General features: G+C 36.7%; 13 protein-coding genes. 8 read left to right on the top strand and 5 right to left on the bottom strand.

From position 1 onward, the window contains the following. The first annotated feature begins 147 nt into the window (after positions 1-147). The gene (locus tag ESZ26_RS17870) at positions 148-867 is read left to right on the top strand and encodes a hypothetical protein (protein ID WP_146801006.1); all 720 of its coding nucleotides are present in this window, start codon (positions 148-150) and stop codon (positions 865-867) included. 10 nt (positions 868-877) lie between these two features. Next, a complete protein-coding gene (locus ESZ26_RS17865) occupies positions 878-3535 on the top strand; it encodes a M1 family metallopeptidase (RefSeq protein WP_170246417.1) in 2658 nt (885 codons plus the stop codon). A gap of 94 nt (positions 3536-3629) precedes the next feature. Here ESZ26_RS17865 and ESZ26_RS17860 read toward each other — a convergent pair whose 3' ends face one another. Next, a complete protein-coding gene (locus tag ESZ26_RS17860; RefSeq protein ID WP_146801002.1) occupies positions 3630-4394 on the bottom strand; it encodes a Crp/Fnr family transcriptional regulator in 765 nt (254 codons plus the stop codon). Positions 4395-4729: 335 nt separating this feature from the next. Between ESZ26_RS17860 and dnaK the strand changes: the two genes are divergently transcribed. Further along, on the top strand, positions 4730-6616 hold the full coding sequence (gene dnaK / locus ESZ26_RS17855; protein ID WP_146801000.1) for a molecular chaperone DnaK: 1887 nt from the start codon (positions 4730-4732) through the stop codon (positions 6614-6616). 116 nt (positions 6617-6732) lie between these two features. On the opposite strand, the gene ESZ26_RS17850 is transcribed toward dnaK, so the two are convergent. The 4 genes from ESZ26_RS17850 to ESZ26_RS17835 all read right to left on the bottom strand — a co-directional run bounded on the left by ESZ26_RS17850 (position 6733) and on the right by ESZ26_RS17835 (position 9652). Continuing rightward, positions 6733-7041, bottom strand: a complete 309-nt coding sequence (locus ESZ26_RS17850) for a YkgJ family cysteine cluster protein (RefSeq protein ID WP_146800998.1) — start codon at positions 7039-7041, stop codon at positions 6733-6735. A gap of 185 nt (positions 7042-7226) precedes the next feature. Then, positions 7227-7673, bottom strand: coding sequence for a PAS domain-containing protein (locus tag ESZ26_RS17845; RefSeq protein ID WP_223271724.1), 447 nt, complete (start codon positions 7671-7673; stop codon positions 7227-7229). Between the two features lie 818 nt (positions 7674-8491). Beyond that, positions 8492-9280, bottom strand: coding sequence for a phytanoyl-CoA dioxygenase family protein (locus ESZ26_RS17840; protein ID WP_146800996.1), 789 nt, complete (start codon positions 9278-9280; stop codon positions 8492-8494). A gap of 51 nt (positions 9281-9331) precedes the next feature. Then, positions 9332-9652, bottom strand: a complete 321-nt coding sequence (locus ESZ26_RS17835; protein WP_146800994.1) for a hypothetical protein — start codon at positions 9650-9652, stop codon at positions 9332-9334. A gap of 270 nt (positions 9653-9922) precedes the next feature. Between ESZ26_RS17835 and ESZ26_RS17830 the strand changes: the two genes are divergently transcribed. The 5 genes from ESZ26_RS17830 (at position 9923) to ESZ26_RS17810 (ending at position 15416) form a co-directional block, all read left to right on the top strand. Further along, a complete protein-coding gene (locus tag ESZ26_RS17830; RefSeq protein WP_223271723.1) occupies positions 9923-10654 on the top strand; it encodes an ABC transporter ATP-binding protein in 732 nt (243 codons plus the stop codon). 173 nt (positions 10655-10827) lie between these two features. Further along, positions 10828-12360 (top strand): hypothetical protein, encoded by a 1533-nt coding sequence (locus ESZ26_RS17825; protein ID WP_146800992.1) that lies wholly within the window; start codon positions 10828-10830, stop codon positions 12358-12360. A 239-nt stretch (positions 12361-12599) separates the two neighbouring features. Further along, complete coding sequence (locus ESZ26_RS17820) at positions 12600-13730, top strand: methionine aminotransferase (protein ID WP_244947103.1); 1131 nt, start codon at positions 12600-12602, stop codon at positions 13728-13730. After that, positions 13718-14524 carry an amidohydrolase gene (locus tag ESZ26_RS17815; protein ID WP_146800988.1) on the top strand — a complete coding sequence of 269 codons (807 nt, stop codon included), beginning with the start codon at positions 13718-13720 and terminating at the stop codon, positions 14522-14524. The genes ESZ26_RS17820 and ESZ26_RS17815 overlap by 13 nt, the downstream gene beginning before the upstream one ends. 232 nt (positions 14525-14756) lie before the next feature. Further along, a complete protein-coding gene (locus ESZ26_RS17810; RefSeq protein ID WP_146800986.1) occupies positions 14757-15416 on the top strand; it encodes a peptidylprolyl isomerase in 660 nt (219 codons plus the stop codon). Positions 15417-15572: the final 156 nt, after the last annotated feature.

The raw sequence follows: 15572 nt of genomic DNA, 5'->3' as shown, positions 1-15572 counted from the left end.
AAAACATGGCAAAAAACTATCAATTTTTTGTCAAAGTATGCTCAAAGAGCGAACCCGACAAGAGATAAGGAAAAAGGACGATTAAAGTGCGGCCTAGATCCAATTATCTCTTAATGTCCAACCTATGAATAAATACTAGGTAAAAATATGAGCATTTTAACATCGTGTAAGTGGTTTATTCGTTTATGTATCCCTAAATGTTTTTCTGATGATATTTGTGGTGATTTGGAAGAAGAATATTCCACCATTGTACATTCTACTATTACGCAATCTGCTAACGAAAAAAATCAAGCTTCAATGGTGGCTAATGCTTGGCTAATTAAACATACCTGCTCGATCTGTACTCATTTCATATTATCGAAGAACAACCTTTTAGTATTATTAGTTAGTGTGGTGGTGATATCAATTTCATTCTTGATGATCTTATCAGTATTTTGGCTAAGTAACTTAGCAGATGCGAGGGTATTAAGTGATGTGTTGCGGCAGCAATGGTTAGCTGGAAATACCTATCAAATATTTCTTGAGCCGATACTTTGGCAAAGCACTTTTCAGCTATTATCAAAGCCTGTAGATTGGAATATGTGGTTTTATCAACCCGCCATAATCTATGCATTAACCGCATTTTATATTCTCTATAACGTTACTGCGAGTATAGGCATTTCGATAATAGAGCATTTATTAGTTTCAATTATCTTGGTGCTATTACCTTACATACTTGGCAATACATTGTTTTTCTTTATCGATATAGAGATGATAAAAACGGGTCCCATCGTTGCTTTCATGTGGTTGTCTACACTGTATTTAATTATACCTTTGGGGTATCAATTAGTTAATAAAATAAAAACGAATGATAGCTGCTTTACTTAGGAAAAACAGGATGAATAAATCTAACTATAATAGCGACAGTTTTCTCAGCACTCTCTTTTTCAGTGTTCTACTTTTCAGTACAAACGCGATATCGGTAAGCACTGAAAACTTTAAATTATCTAATGACATTGTCCCGTTATCTCAAATAGTAGAGCTGAAACTTAATCCTGAATTAGATGGATATTCAGGTACAACAACAATTGAAATTAACATCACAAAAGCCACTCAAAATATAAAACTTTATTCAAAAAATTTATTAATAAGCTCAGCCATTATAAAAAATAAAAACAACAAAAATAAAACAACTTTGTTAACTGTTGGCAGCACAAGTCAATATGATATTATTTCTTTGCCGACAAAAAACACCTTACCAAAAGGTATATACCAACTGTCTTTATCTTTTGATGGCAAATACTCAGATACCGGAAATGGCCTTTTCAAAGTTACAGAAAAAAATAACAACTACCTGTTTACGCAATTTCAAGCCATGCTTGCCCGCAGCGTTTTTCCGTCATTCGATCAGCCAAACTTCAAAATACCTTTTCAGTTAAAAGTTAACGTACCCAAAGGGTATTTAGTCGTAAGTAATACGCCGCAAATACAACTAATTTCACATAACGATTGGCACACTTTTGTGTTTGAACCAACGGCACCAATTTACACCGATGTGCTTGCATTTTCAGTGGGTAAGTTTGACTCGGTTGATATTCCTGAGATGAAGATACCTAGTAAATTATATGTTGTTAAAGGTAAGCTTCCACAGACTACTTATGCGATAAAACATATCGGTAAGATATTTAAAGAAGTTGAATCATTTTTCACTATTGAATACCCATATAAAAAATTGGATATGGTGGCTGTACCTAATTATAGTAATGCAGCTATGGAGCATGTTGGCTTAATCTATTTCAAAGAAGACTTTATTTTGTTGGATGATACGCCGTCGATTCGTCAACAAAAATACTCGCTGAAACTCATCGCCCATGAAATCGCTCACATGTGGTTTGGTAATTTAGTGACTATGCAATGGTGGAATGACTTATGGTTAAACGAGTCATTTGCCGAATGGCTTGCTCATAAAGTTGTGATCCAGATTTTCCCTGAGCTGTCGGCCGAGCTCGATTTACCACAAATACGTTCTTTGTCAGACGACAATGTAAATAATCAATTACCCGTTAGACGAACCGTAAAATCGAAAGCTGACGTCGATTCATTAGGTGGGCTTGTTTATGGTAAAGGCAACGCTATTTTAAATATGGTTGAGCATTATGTGGGGGAAGACATTTTCCGTCAGGCTGTTATATCTTACGTCCTAGAATACAGAAATAAAAATGCTAGCCTACAAGACTTTGTTAAACATATCGAGATTACTAGTAAGAAAGACTTAGAGGGATTTTTCTCTTCTTTTTTAGAACAAGCTGGTTTCCCGTTGTTATCTTTACAAAGAAATAACGATAAGTTATTAATATCACAATCCCCCTTTAAAACTAACAACCAAGTTCTAACACAACGAATCGAACAGAAAAACCATAATAAAAACAAAAAGCCGCAGGATATGTCATGGCAAGTGCCTTTAATGATCAAGTTTTTAACTGATGATAACATTATCACGCGGAGTGTCTTTTTAAATAAAGAGTCAATAGAGTTAACGATACCCAAAGGGGTGAAAGCTATTTTTCCTGATGCTAACGCAGTAGGTTATTATCGCTACATTCTTCCAGATGAAGATGAAAAATTTATTAAGAATAATATTACCCGCTTAAATGACGCCGAAAAACTAGCGTGGCTTAATAATAACGAACATCTGACAAAAATTGCTAAGCGTGCCTATGCTGACGTGCTTTCTGTCAAGCTAGCCTTGTTGTCAGACTTATCATTAAATAAGAAGATAGCGACTGATATTATTAGAGATATTGATTATAGCTATACAGATTTCATCCCTGAAGCCATCAGTGAAGAATATTCACGTTATATAACAAGGCACCTTAGCGTTATATTTAAAACGGTAAAATGGAATAGCTCGAAAAAAGAAACTATTGCCGATAAAGCGCTAAAGGCAAGTTTACTGGCTTTAGCCGGAGGTCGACTTGCCGATAAAGGCGCGATTAAATTTGCTAAGGCAAACTATCAGGATGTTTTATCAGAACAATCTTCGCTTGATTCAAGCATGTCGAACGCCGTATTAAAAGTAGTGGCTGCTAATTCAAATGAAGACGTATATCAATTGTTTGAATTAGCGTATTTAAGAACAACAAACAGTAACTTAAAGTCAGACATACTTACTTCTATGGGCTATTTTACTTCCCTCGATATTGTAACCCGTTATTACAACTTTTTAGTATCTGGAAAAGTACCCACCGATGAAATTGGTTATCGATTTCAGTACCCTTCTTTTAACCCCGCACTTCGCCATCATGTCATTGATTACATAGCGGTCAACAAAGATAAAATATTAAAACACATCAACCAGAAACAATGGTTTCCTTATAACTTTTACACCAGCTGTGAAGAAGATATAAGAATAAAGGTCAATCAAACTTTTTCTACTTGGATTAAAGACATCCCAGGCTTAAAAGAAAAGCTGAATACCGTTGATGAAACGATAAAGCAATGTATTCGTTCACGCACTAAAAATATTTCTCAGCTTCAAGAACAACTGTTAAAGTAAAATAGATCTGCTGTTTTGTGGTTTTAAATGCGTTGATATACATAATAATCAAGAAAAACACCAGCGCCGCTATTAATTAGCGAGTTTTTTGTCTTTAGGGTTTAAAAAAAGGGGCGTTGGGTAAAGTTTCTGTATATTTAGCTTCTTTCACCAAAGCCTCCAAATCCTTAATAATCAATTGATTACGTTTCTTATCAAGCGTACCTTCTTTTTTCCAGTGTTGTAACTGCTTATTAATGACTTGTCTCACTGAGCCAGTCATCCGCGCTAAGGTTTCATCGTTTAAACCGTTAACCAAATGATGTTGATGCTCTGCTTCTATCGTGCCGTTATAAAACTTAATTTTATTAATATGTTCTAAAATAATACGACTTAAACGCGTGGTAACATCGTGTAAAACTAGACTACTCGCTTGTTGTTCTTTTTCACGCATCTTTTTCGCTAGGTAAGGCATAAATTGCTGGTTAAACTCTGGGTACGTCCACAACCAATGGCGCATGGTGGAAAGTTTCACTGACAATAACTTTACCCTTGTCAAAGGTGAAACAATAACCTCATGCGGTTGATCGTCTAACAGCACCATTAAATCAAAACAGTCGCCCGCATAAAGCATATCTAAAGTGGCTTCTCTGCCCGTTTCTGGATTACTTTGTTTAATTTCTAAACTACCATCAATCACCACAAAAAATCGCTGTGTGAGTAACGCAGGATTAAAGTAATCACCTTTGTACCATTCATCAAGCTGAAATTCTTGTTGAAAATCTTCAATTAATTTTGCCGGTAAATCTGCAAAAATATTAGCTTGCTTGACTAAAACTGGGCTGGCTTTTTGAGGAAGGTGAGTAGCGTCTTTATTCATAAGAGTAATATTTAAGCCATAGCGTGCACGAATAGTTTTATTCTACCCTTTGTATCTAGAGAGCAAAAGACAATGTTATTTTTAAATTTCTGTACTATTTTTCCCGTTAACCTGCTGACTTTTAACTTATCGAGCCTAGATAAGTTAAAAATTATAAAATGATCGTTACTGTCATATTTGTGACAGAAGCATTTTATGACCTTAGGTATTATAGCGCCACTAACCAAACAGCTAACGTTAAACCATCAACGTTAGTTTGTTTATACGGTCAAGTTGCTTGCTGGATAATGACCATAAAGCATTAGACCTTTTTTATTAAATAATAGGTAATTATTATGTCTAAGATTATTGGTATAGATTTAGGTACAACAAATTCATGTGTAGCAGTTATGGAAGGTGGCGTTGCTAAAATTATTGAAAATGCAGAGGGCAGCCGCACAACTCCATCAATTGTTGCTTATGCAAACGAAGAAACATTAGCGGGTCAACCGGCTAAAAGACAAGCCGTTACCAACTCTAAAAATACATTATTTGCGATTAAACGTTTAATTGGTCGTAAATTTGATGATAAAGAAGTACAAAAAGATATTAAGTTAGCCCCTTATAAAATTGTCAAAGCGGACAATGGAGATGCTTGGGTTGAAGTTAATGGTAAAAAATTATCACCACAAGAAGTATCAGCGCAAATTTTACGTAAATTGAAAAAAGATGCTGAAGCCTATTTAGGTGAAACGGTTACCGAAGCGGTTATTACCGTACCCGCGTACTTTAATGATTCACAGCGCCAAGCAACGAAAGATGCTGGTAAAATTGCCGGACTTAATGTTAAGCGTATTATTAATGAACCAACCGCTGCAGCATTAGCCTACGGCGTTGATAAAAATAACAAAGCTGACCAGAAAGTGGTGGTGTATGATTTAGGTGGCGGTACCTTTGATATTTCAATTATTGAAATTTCCAACATAGATGGCGAAAAACAATTTGAAGTGTTAGCAACCAATGGTGATACCTTTTTAGGTGGCGAAGACTTTGATTTACGCCTGATTAACTACCTTGCAGATGAGTTTAAAAAAGAAAGCGGTATTGATATTCACCAAGACCCGTTAGCGTTACAACGTATTAAAGAAGCGGCTGAAAAAGCAAAAATAGAGTTATCATCAGCACTACAAACTGACGTAAACTTGCCGTATGTTACCGCTGATGCTAGTGGTCCTAAACATTTAAACGTACAAATTACTCGAGCAAAATTAGAGTCTTTGGTTGATGACTTAGTGAAAAAGACTATTGCTCCGTGTGACCAAGCACTTAAAGATGCAGGCTTAAGCAAAGGTGATATTGACGAGATTATTTTGGTAGGTGGTCAATCACGTATGCCAAAAGTACAAGAAGCGGTTAAGACCTTCTTTGGCAAAGAACCACGTAAAGATGTTAACCCAGATGAAGCGGTGGCTATTGGTGCAGCAATTCAAGCCGGTGTATTATCAGGCACGGTTGGAGATGTGTTGTTACTTGATGTAACGCCATTATCACTAGGCATTGAAACTTTAGGCGGTGTTATGACTAAGCTTATTGATAAAAATACTACAATACCAACACGTGCTTCTGAAACCTTCTCTACCGCTGAAGACAATCAAGCCGCGGTAACCGTGCATGTATTGCAAGGTCAGCGTGATATGGCAACAGATAATAAATCGTTAGGTCAATTTAACTTAACAGATATTAACCCAGGTCCTCGTGGCTCGGTGCAAGTTGAAGTCACTTTTGATATTGATGCCGATGGTATTTTAAATGTCTCAGCAAAAGATAAAGCAACCGGTAAAGAGCAGAGTATTAAAATTACTGCATCAAGTGGTTTAACTGAAGATGAAGTTAATCGCATGGTCGACGATGCTCAAAAGCACGCAACTGAAGATAAGCAAAAACGCGAGTTAGTTGAACAACGTAACCAAGCAGATCAATTGATTCATAACGTGCAAACGTCAATGACCAGCTTAAATGAAGATCAACAAGCTGAGCTTAAAACATTAATTGAGCAACTAAAAATGGCGGTTAATGGTAATGATAAAGCGGCGATAGAGATGCGACAAAAAGCATTACAAGAAGCACATAGTAAAATAATGCAAGCTTCACAAGCAGAGCAGCCTCAAGGTGATGCGGCTAATGATAGCGCTAAAAACGAAGATGTTATTGACGCTGACTTTGAAGAAGTCAGTAACGGATAATCAGTAAATGGTGGCTGGTAAGATAAGTTAACGACTTATTATTTATCATCGTATCGTGTAAAAACAAAAACCCTAACATTAGCTGTTAGGGTTTTTTATTGCTATAAAATCAAGGCTTAATTATTTTTAGAGGTATAGAGCTTTTCTGTTCTTTCGTCGATACATTCATATGAACCCATCTCAAATTCTCGACAAACCCAAGGTCTGTTTTCATAGATAGAACACAATAATGTATCTCGGTTTAGCGCAGAGCACAGGCCATCATCTAGGCGTAACATTGATTCATGTCCATGGTCATCAATATAGATATGCCGATGAGGAACACCGGTATCTGAAATAATTCTAACTTCTAAGCTACAGCAACATGCCTGGCAATTAGCACAGGTCACTTGGGGGACTGGAATGTTTTTTACTTCAATGTTCATAATAAATAATAAATGGCAATAAACTTAATGGTGAGTAGGATACGCTAAACGGCTTAGCTTCTCGAGCAAATAGAAGCTGATGGGCCAAATAGCAGACATAAAAAGTGCTGGTTAAAGCCCAAAGCTAAAAAACAGCCATGGTATCTTATGATATTTGAACAGTCTCTTGCATACCCTGTCTATTTTTAAAAATCAAAATGCTTAAAAAACACATCATAAATAACTTTTTCTACCTCAGTTCCATAACAACGCGTATGTTTAAATTCTCCACCTTCTTCATAAACACTAGAGTTGTAGATGATATATTTAATTTCATCTTTGCCTTGTACTCTTGCTGGATAATTTTTCAATATATCAAAATGGCTCAAACGTGTCATCATGTCAGATAAACACGTTTCATCTATCTGAAACTCTGAGATGTGATGCCCTATATATTCATTTTTTGTATAACCTAACACTTCAAGTTCACACTCATTGGCATAGACAATAATACCTTCTGGCGATACCGCATGAATGCCAATCGATGAATTATAGATAAAATCGTCTGGATTTTCTGTAAACATGAAATCACCTAACGCATTATTAGCGTCAAAATAGTTAGTTAAAAAGATAAACGAGTAAACAACGGCCAACTATATCTGTTGGTTCAAGTCATTCATTAAAATAAAAAATACTTAAATTAAAACCAACGTTATCTAAATATTGACAGAAAAATGGCTAGCTGAACGAGAAAGCGCAATAAGTATTTATTTCAATCTAGCAGCAAACTAATAAATTTAAGAATAGTACAACTCAAATAAATATCCAGAATGAACAAAGACGCTTTATTGCCACACTATTTTTAAAGACTATCATAAAAAATTAATTCACTCTCTAACCATTTTTTAGCGGCGGGTGTGTCACTAAAAATTTTTTTTTAATACCTGCCTTTTTATAAACAGCCTTAAATTCAAGCTGAGTGGTTAGTGCAAATGAACTATGTGCCATATTAATCGTAATGGCCTTAACAGTTCAGTGCTTCACTTTATACAAGTGATAATCTAAATCATCCTGTGTTACTAATGTTTCTCCTTTAAGTATCACGATGATGCCGTAATTTATATTGATGAAACTGTCTAGAACTACTTGTTGTAGATTAGCGGGCATTTGTTTGAAAAACTCGACATTCCATGGAACCACTGCATCGATAATAATATTATTATCGAGTGTGAATTGACATTGACCGTGCGAAGCAAATTTTGGAATCAATTAAATCTACCTATTTTATCTAATGTTAATTAATCGAGAAACTGGGTTATATGATTATTTATCATGTATAAAATTAATATAATAAGCTATTGATTAATTTATATTAATCATTGAAATTACCAACTGTTTTTTTTATAAAAACTTCAGTCTATCTGCATAGCTGAATTTTAAAATAAATACCAAGTAATACCAATAATAAGTGTTATTGTAGTTTTATTGCCTTTAAATCGAGGGTATTGGTAAATAATCTTGGGTCGTCAATCTTATCCAGCATTGATAATTCGGGTAAACAATCGTCATCAACGTAGTCAGCAAAATCGCCTGCGGGGTCAAAAACTAAAATATCTAATGCTAATCGATCAAGCCCATACAAACCACGATGGATCATATCGGCCGAAAAAACTAATAAATCGCCGGCTGCTAACTTTATTGCTTTGCCGGTAGAAAGGTTTTCGCTGCTTACTCGGCCTTTTTCTTCTTGTCGAACATTAAATTCTTCTTCGTTATCCCAGCGCTTGTGCGTTCCTGGCACTAACTCCATGCCAAGTTCATCAAATAATGGCACACGCAGGTGGACTACTTGCGTTTCTTTAATGGCTTTTTTCTGTTCTTCAACCTCATGATCATATTGGCAGTCTCGATGCCAAAAGTCTTTTTGCGCGGGGTTAACGGGGTTAAAAAACAACTGGGTATTCATAAAAGCTGGTTTAGCCGCTATAACCGATTCAGCAACAGCCATTATTTTTTTTGAACTAATAAAGTTAAAAAGCTTAACGCGATCGTCAAATGCTAAGTACTGGCTGCCGGTAATTAAAGAAGAGTTGAACGCTTCTTCTTGATAGAATTGTGCATGATCTTTTTTCCATAGCTCATGAAATTTTAATACCACTTGTCTAAGCGCTGAAATTTCAGTGTCATTAAAGTAATTTCTAATGACAAAGTAACCTTGAACGTCATAATGTTGCTGCAACTGACTTTGATTTTCTAACATTAACGGCTTTTACCTCGGCTTAACTGGTTAAGATTATATTTTGACGATTGATTAACGCTCATATCTCATCCACAGTTTGTAATAAACAGCATTACACTTAGCATTATCATCCATAATACCATCTCTGTCACAGTCTGAACCGGTCAACGATTTAACAACATCAGTACCATATTCGGCGATATCTTCTGGCTCAGGCTTTACTTCAATGGTGAATTTCGGGGAATGTTCGATGAATTCGCCAACATCTTTGTATAGTGAGAATTGTTCTTTTGAAATAAGATCACCGACATCAACTTTTTTCGCTTCGAAAGAGAAAACATCGGTTGCAGTAAGTAACAAGAGTACAACAATAAAGACCACGGTAATTTTCATTAAATACGCCTAAAAGTTATTAACATTATCATGCTGATCCATCTGAAAAGCTCACGCTATTATTTCACGCAAGTATTATAAAACACATTGTCACCGCTGTACCCTATAGAAATTTGTTAATCGTTAATAATTTCACTAATAATTGGTTTAATTGAACATTATCTTTCACAAAAACAAAAACCAAAAACAATAAACCATTGAATCTAAAGAACTTATTTTTGGCGTAAACTTTGCTAAATAGATAACATCTTAATTTCGAAGGGAAATACAATGTTATTGGATATTCAATCACTAAGTCATCAATACCAAAATGGCAAGCAAGCACAACTAGCAATCAAATCATTATCACTACAAGTTAAACCAGGGATTTTAGGCTTACTCGGCGCTAATGGCGCAGGAAAATCTAGCTTAATGCGTATTCTTGCTACGATAACAAAACCTAGCCAAGGTAAAATATTATGGCAAGGACAAGACATTGTAAAATCACCACAATTATTGCGTAACGAACTCGGCTACCTACCTCAATATTTTGGCGTTTATGACCAATTGTCAGCTATTGAATTTTTGCAATACATGGCGGGTTTAAAAGGGTTAAATGAACCTTTAGCGTCTCAAAGAATCGAAGATTTACTTGCTAAACTCAACCTTACCCATGCTACTCATATGCCATTGAAAGGTTATTCGGGGGGAATGAAACAGCGCATTGGCATTGCACAGGCTTTACTTAATGACCCGAAATTATTAATTCTTGATGAACCAACTGTTGGTCTAGATCCCCAAGAACGTGCCAATTTTCGCCAGTTATTAACTGAATTAGCCGAGGATCGTTGCATTATTTTATCAACACACATAGTCGCAGATATTGAATCTATTGCTAACCAAATTGCGATTATGCAAAGCGGGCAATTAATTCAGTCAGCAAGGCCAAGGGCACTGCAAGAAAAAGTTGCCAATAAATGCTGGCAACTTACCGCTAACGTTAATGAATTAAAACAAATTTAGCACGACTTTATTGTCAGCCACAGTGTGCGAAAAGAAAATAAGGTCGAGTTAAATATTGTCGCTGAACACTGCCCTGATGCACGAGCGCTATCGAGAGCAGCAACATTAGAAGATGCGTATCTCTACTTTACCAGCAATAAGCGTGCTCAAACTGTTCTTGCGAGGGCATGTTAATGAATCAATTATGGCAATGTACGGTCGCTGATTTTAAACAGCGAACACGCCAGCAAAGCTTTGTGGTTACTTTACTGGCAATGTCGGTATTAACCTTACTTTTTTTCCCTTCACTTGATGCCCAATATCAAACACTCGTTATCAATGGTTATAGGGGGCTTTATAACAGCGCCTGGTTAGGTGTTTGTTTAGCAATGTTAAACGTTTTATTTTTACCTATTATTTGTTTTTATCTGGTGAAGAATGGCCTTGAATTAGATCGAAAATCGATGACCAGTGAACTTATTGCCGCCACTGCTATTAGTAAATTAACTTTTTTATTTGCCAAATGGTGTACCAATGTCTTAATTTTGTCTGTAATCGTATTGGTTATGCTGGTCAGTTGTATTTTGCTGCAACTTTACTATGGCGAAAATTATCAAATAGACCTTTGGGCGTTAGCTTGGCCACAATTAGTCTTTGTACTGCCGGTGTTATTAGTTGTTGCTTCGCTGGCAATAATGTTTGAATCAATAAAGTGGCTTAAAGGTGGTTTTGGCAATGTTGTTTACTTTTTCTTGTGGACCGGCTCTATTGTTCAAACCATTGAAAGCGTTTCGGGAGTTGGCGCGATACTTTCACATATAGAAGCCGAGGTTGCAGAACGGTTTCCGTCACAAGCAGGCTCAACACATATTGGCGTAACGGTTGTTGATGAAGCAAATGCAGTAAAAACTTTTCTGTGGCAAGGAATAGAGCCAACAGCACAGTATTTGTCGAGTATTCTGCCATTATTGATCATTTGCTTAAGCTGTTTTATCGTTGCGGTGATCTTTTTTGATCGTTTTAGTCGAAATTCAGTAGCTGAAACCAAACAAACCTCATGGTTAATAAGCACCTTAACCCAACAAGTGTTCAATCGACTTGATGGGCTATTTACCTTGCTAACCAAGCACTTTGCTTTTACTCGCTTATTGCGTTTAGAACTAAAACTATTATTAAAAAGCCATTCGATTTACTGGCTGCTAGGCCTTTTAACGTTAAATATTATTCAACTCTTTATCAGTCAGCAATTACTAATTAGTGTATTTTTGCCGCTGTCATGGTTATGGTGTGTTTTAGTGCTTTCGCAGCTTGGTCAAGTAGAAAAACAAGCAAACACGATAGAGTTAGTCACCTACAGTAAAAAGTCAGCAGTATTGCAAAGTTTAGCGAGCTACTCTGCTGCATGGATATTATTGGCAGTGGCAAGTTTTGGTAGTGTACTTAGATTTGCGGCGCTGTCTGAGTGGCTGTTAATCATACAATTAATTGTCGCCATTTCATTTACCGTATCCCTCGCCTATTTTTGTGGTGTATTAACCGGCACAAAGCGAATGTTTGAAGTGCTATACCCAGCACTTTGGTACATGGGACCTATTCAAACAGCGCTCTATGTAGACTTTTTTGGCGTTAATAGCAGCGTAAGTTGGCAAGCAGGCATGCCTTATTATTTTGCTGCTATCGCAATAAGTTTAATGTTGTTAACGGTGCGCGCTAAAAGTAGCCGTTAATTTATTAGCGGTTGTTTACACTAAGATATCGATTTAAAAAGGATAACGATTGAACTCATCAGCCGTTAGCCTTAACATTCAATTATGGCTTCACTGTCTATTTAACCAAAGGCCAATTGAACCATACTTATTTAAGCTAATTTTCCGCAAAAATATCGATTAAACAATCCAGGGAGTCTTTTGTGCCATCTTCTTTTACCAGTAAACTGCCCAACCTAGCTACCAGTATTTTCACCGAAATGTCGATGATGGCAAATCAATATCAAGCGATTAACTTGTCGCAAGGCTTTCCTGAATTTGATACGCCAGCGTTTTTGAAAGATAAAATAAATCTAGCCATTAGTGAAGGTAAAAATCAATACTCACCCTCAAACGGTTTACCTGAGTTATTAACGCAAGTTGCCGCTATGGTACATCGCCAGTATCAAACAGATTTAAGCACTGAACAAAAACTCGATGGGCTAAAAAACGTTACCATTACCTCAGGAGCTACTGAAGCACTGTGGGTTGCGATACAAACCTTGGTTCGCCCAGATGATGAAGTGATTATTTTTGATCCCGCTTATGATTCTTATGAGCCCGCCATTGAACTTGCTGGTGGCGTTTGTCGCCATATCGCACTGGATGCGCCTAGTTATGCGATAAACTGGTCTTTAGTTGAGCAAACCATTAATGAAAAAACACGTGCTATTATTGTTAACAGCCCACACAATCCAACGGGTTCAATACTAAGTGCTGCAGATCTTAGTAGCTTACAGGCTTTGCTTGAAAAGTATGATTTATATCTGATCAGCGATGAAGTCTACGAACACATGACCTTTGACGGCTTACGTCATGAAAGTGTTTTGCGTTACCCTGACTTATTTAAACGCGCCTTTGTCGTTTCTAGTTTTGGTAAAACCTTTCATTGTACCGGCTGGAAAATGGGTTATTGCGCCGCACCTGATGCGCTTACGGTTGAGTTTAGAAAAATTCATCAGTACGTTACCTTTTGTTCATTTACGCCGGCACAAATAGCTATAGCGCAAATGCTAAAAGAGCACCCAGAGCATATCACCGAGTTATCCAGTTTCTATCAGCAAAAAAGAGACCTACTGATTAATGCACTAAAAGACTCTCGCTTTAACATGCTGCCGTCAAAAGGTACTTATTTTCTATTACTTGATTACTCTGCCATATCAGCACTTAATGATCGTGAGTTTTGCCAGTGGTTAACCAAAGAAGTCGGTGTTGCCGCCATTCCGTTGAGCCCCCTTTATCCGGTAGATAAAAGAGAGTCTTATCATCAAAACAATAAAGTGATCAGGCTTTGTTTCGCAAAAAACGACGATACATTACTTAAAGCAGCAGGAATATTATGTCAACTTTAACCATAGCCGCAGTGCAGTTCGATATTAGTTGGTTAGACAAACAAAGCAATTTTGATCGTTTAGAGCAACTTTTCAAAGATCATTTTACTGACCATGCTGCTGCCGATTTATTATTGCTACCAGAAACATTTTCGACCGGTTTTTGTATTAATCGCAAAGATGTGCAAGAGCCAAAAGATGGCAGCTCTGCTCTGCATTGGTTAAAGAAAATAGCAAAGCAATATAACTGTGTAGTGGCTGGCACGGTTTTAGTCAGCCAAAATGATAAAAAAGTGAATCGTTTTTATTGGGTCTTTGCTGATGGTCGGGTTGAACATTATGACAAGCGCCATTTATTTCGTTTAGGTAAAGAACAAGACTTTGTTGAACAAGGCCAGCACAGAAAAATAATCACCATTAAGGGTATAAAAATACTGCCATTGGTTTGTTATGATTTGCGCTTTCCTGTTTGGTCGAGAAACCGCCAAGATTACGACCTTATGGTCAACGTAGCTAATTGGCCCGCTCCACGTCGTCACATATGGGATACCTTATTAAAAGCCAGGGCGATGGAAAATCAAAGTTTTGTGGTCGGGGTTAATCGAATTGGACCAGACGGTAACGATATGCCTCACTCTGGTGGCACAACTGTCATTAATTTTGATGGTGAAAACATACTTTCTGCCACTGATCACCTACAGCAAATCATCACAACCCAACTCGACTTTAGCAAACTTGACAACTTTAAAGATAAATTCCCCGCCTTTTTAGATGCTGATAAATTTGAGTTGGTGAAGGTTGTAAGTAAAAGTTAGTCATAGTATCCAAAGTGGATGATTTAGCAGAAATTGTATAATTCCTTCATTCGACACTGTGTTCCATGAAGGTATTCAACCAAGAAGATTATCTTTAAAAGTAAAAGTTTAATCACAAGCAGCTAGAGCAATCACTTTGTAAAAATGATTATTTCTTAGTCGTTAAAACCTGATAATATTTGATAACATAATATATTTTCAATAAATAAAAACAAAAAATAAGAAGTTTTGTATGAATCATAAGAACAGCATCATCACCAGCCTTCTGTTAATCATTATACTGGCTGCCTGTTGTGGAATAGATCCCGCATTAAACACTATGGATAGATTTATTACTAAACAAGCGGTTGATAAAACAGACCCCGCTTGGAAAACGACGTTAAGTAAGCCACCATTACTGACCTTCACCCAAGGAAAAGATTACTTTTGGGAGCTGCAAACAAACCAAGGCAACTTAACCATCAAGCTATTTACTGATTCAGCCCCTATGCATGCTTCTAGTACTATTTACTTAACTAAATTGGGTTTCTATGATGAGTTAAGTTTTCATCGTGTTATTCCTGGTTTTATGGCGCAAGGTGGCGATCCGCTCGGTAATGGTACTGGCAACCCAGGTTATAAGTACAATGGCGAATTTAATGGTGACATAGGTCATAGTGAGCCGGGTATGTTAAGTATGGCAAATTCAGGCCCAAGCACTGATGGCAGTCAATTTTTCATCACCTTTAAGGCCACACCTCATTTAGACGGTAATCATACTGTTTTTGGTAAAGTGGTGACTGATTTAGAAGATAGCCTAACTAAAATTGAAACTCTAGGTAGTCGAAGAGGTAAAACTAGTGAAACGGTTAACATTATTAAAGCATCAATCCGTATCGCTGACCGTGCATAAAAACTGTAGAGTCTTATTACAGCAGTAAACATACGCCCTATTCTTCTTGGTGTAATTCTCCATAAAACAGACTTAATTAGAAATTGATGACTCTTGATGGATTTATTTTATCACCTGCGTAAATCCATCAAAAATAAGTTTTTATGAGCTTTTATA

It is taken from the genome of Colwellia hornerae, assembly GCF_007954355.1.
Classification (GTDB): Bacteria; Pseudomonadota; Gammaproteobacteria; order Enterobacterales; family Alteromonadaceae; genus Colwellia_A; species Colwellia_A hornerae.
Note: the sequence above shows the minus strand (reverse complement) of the source record. Positions and strands in the feature narration are given on the sequence as shown.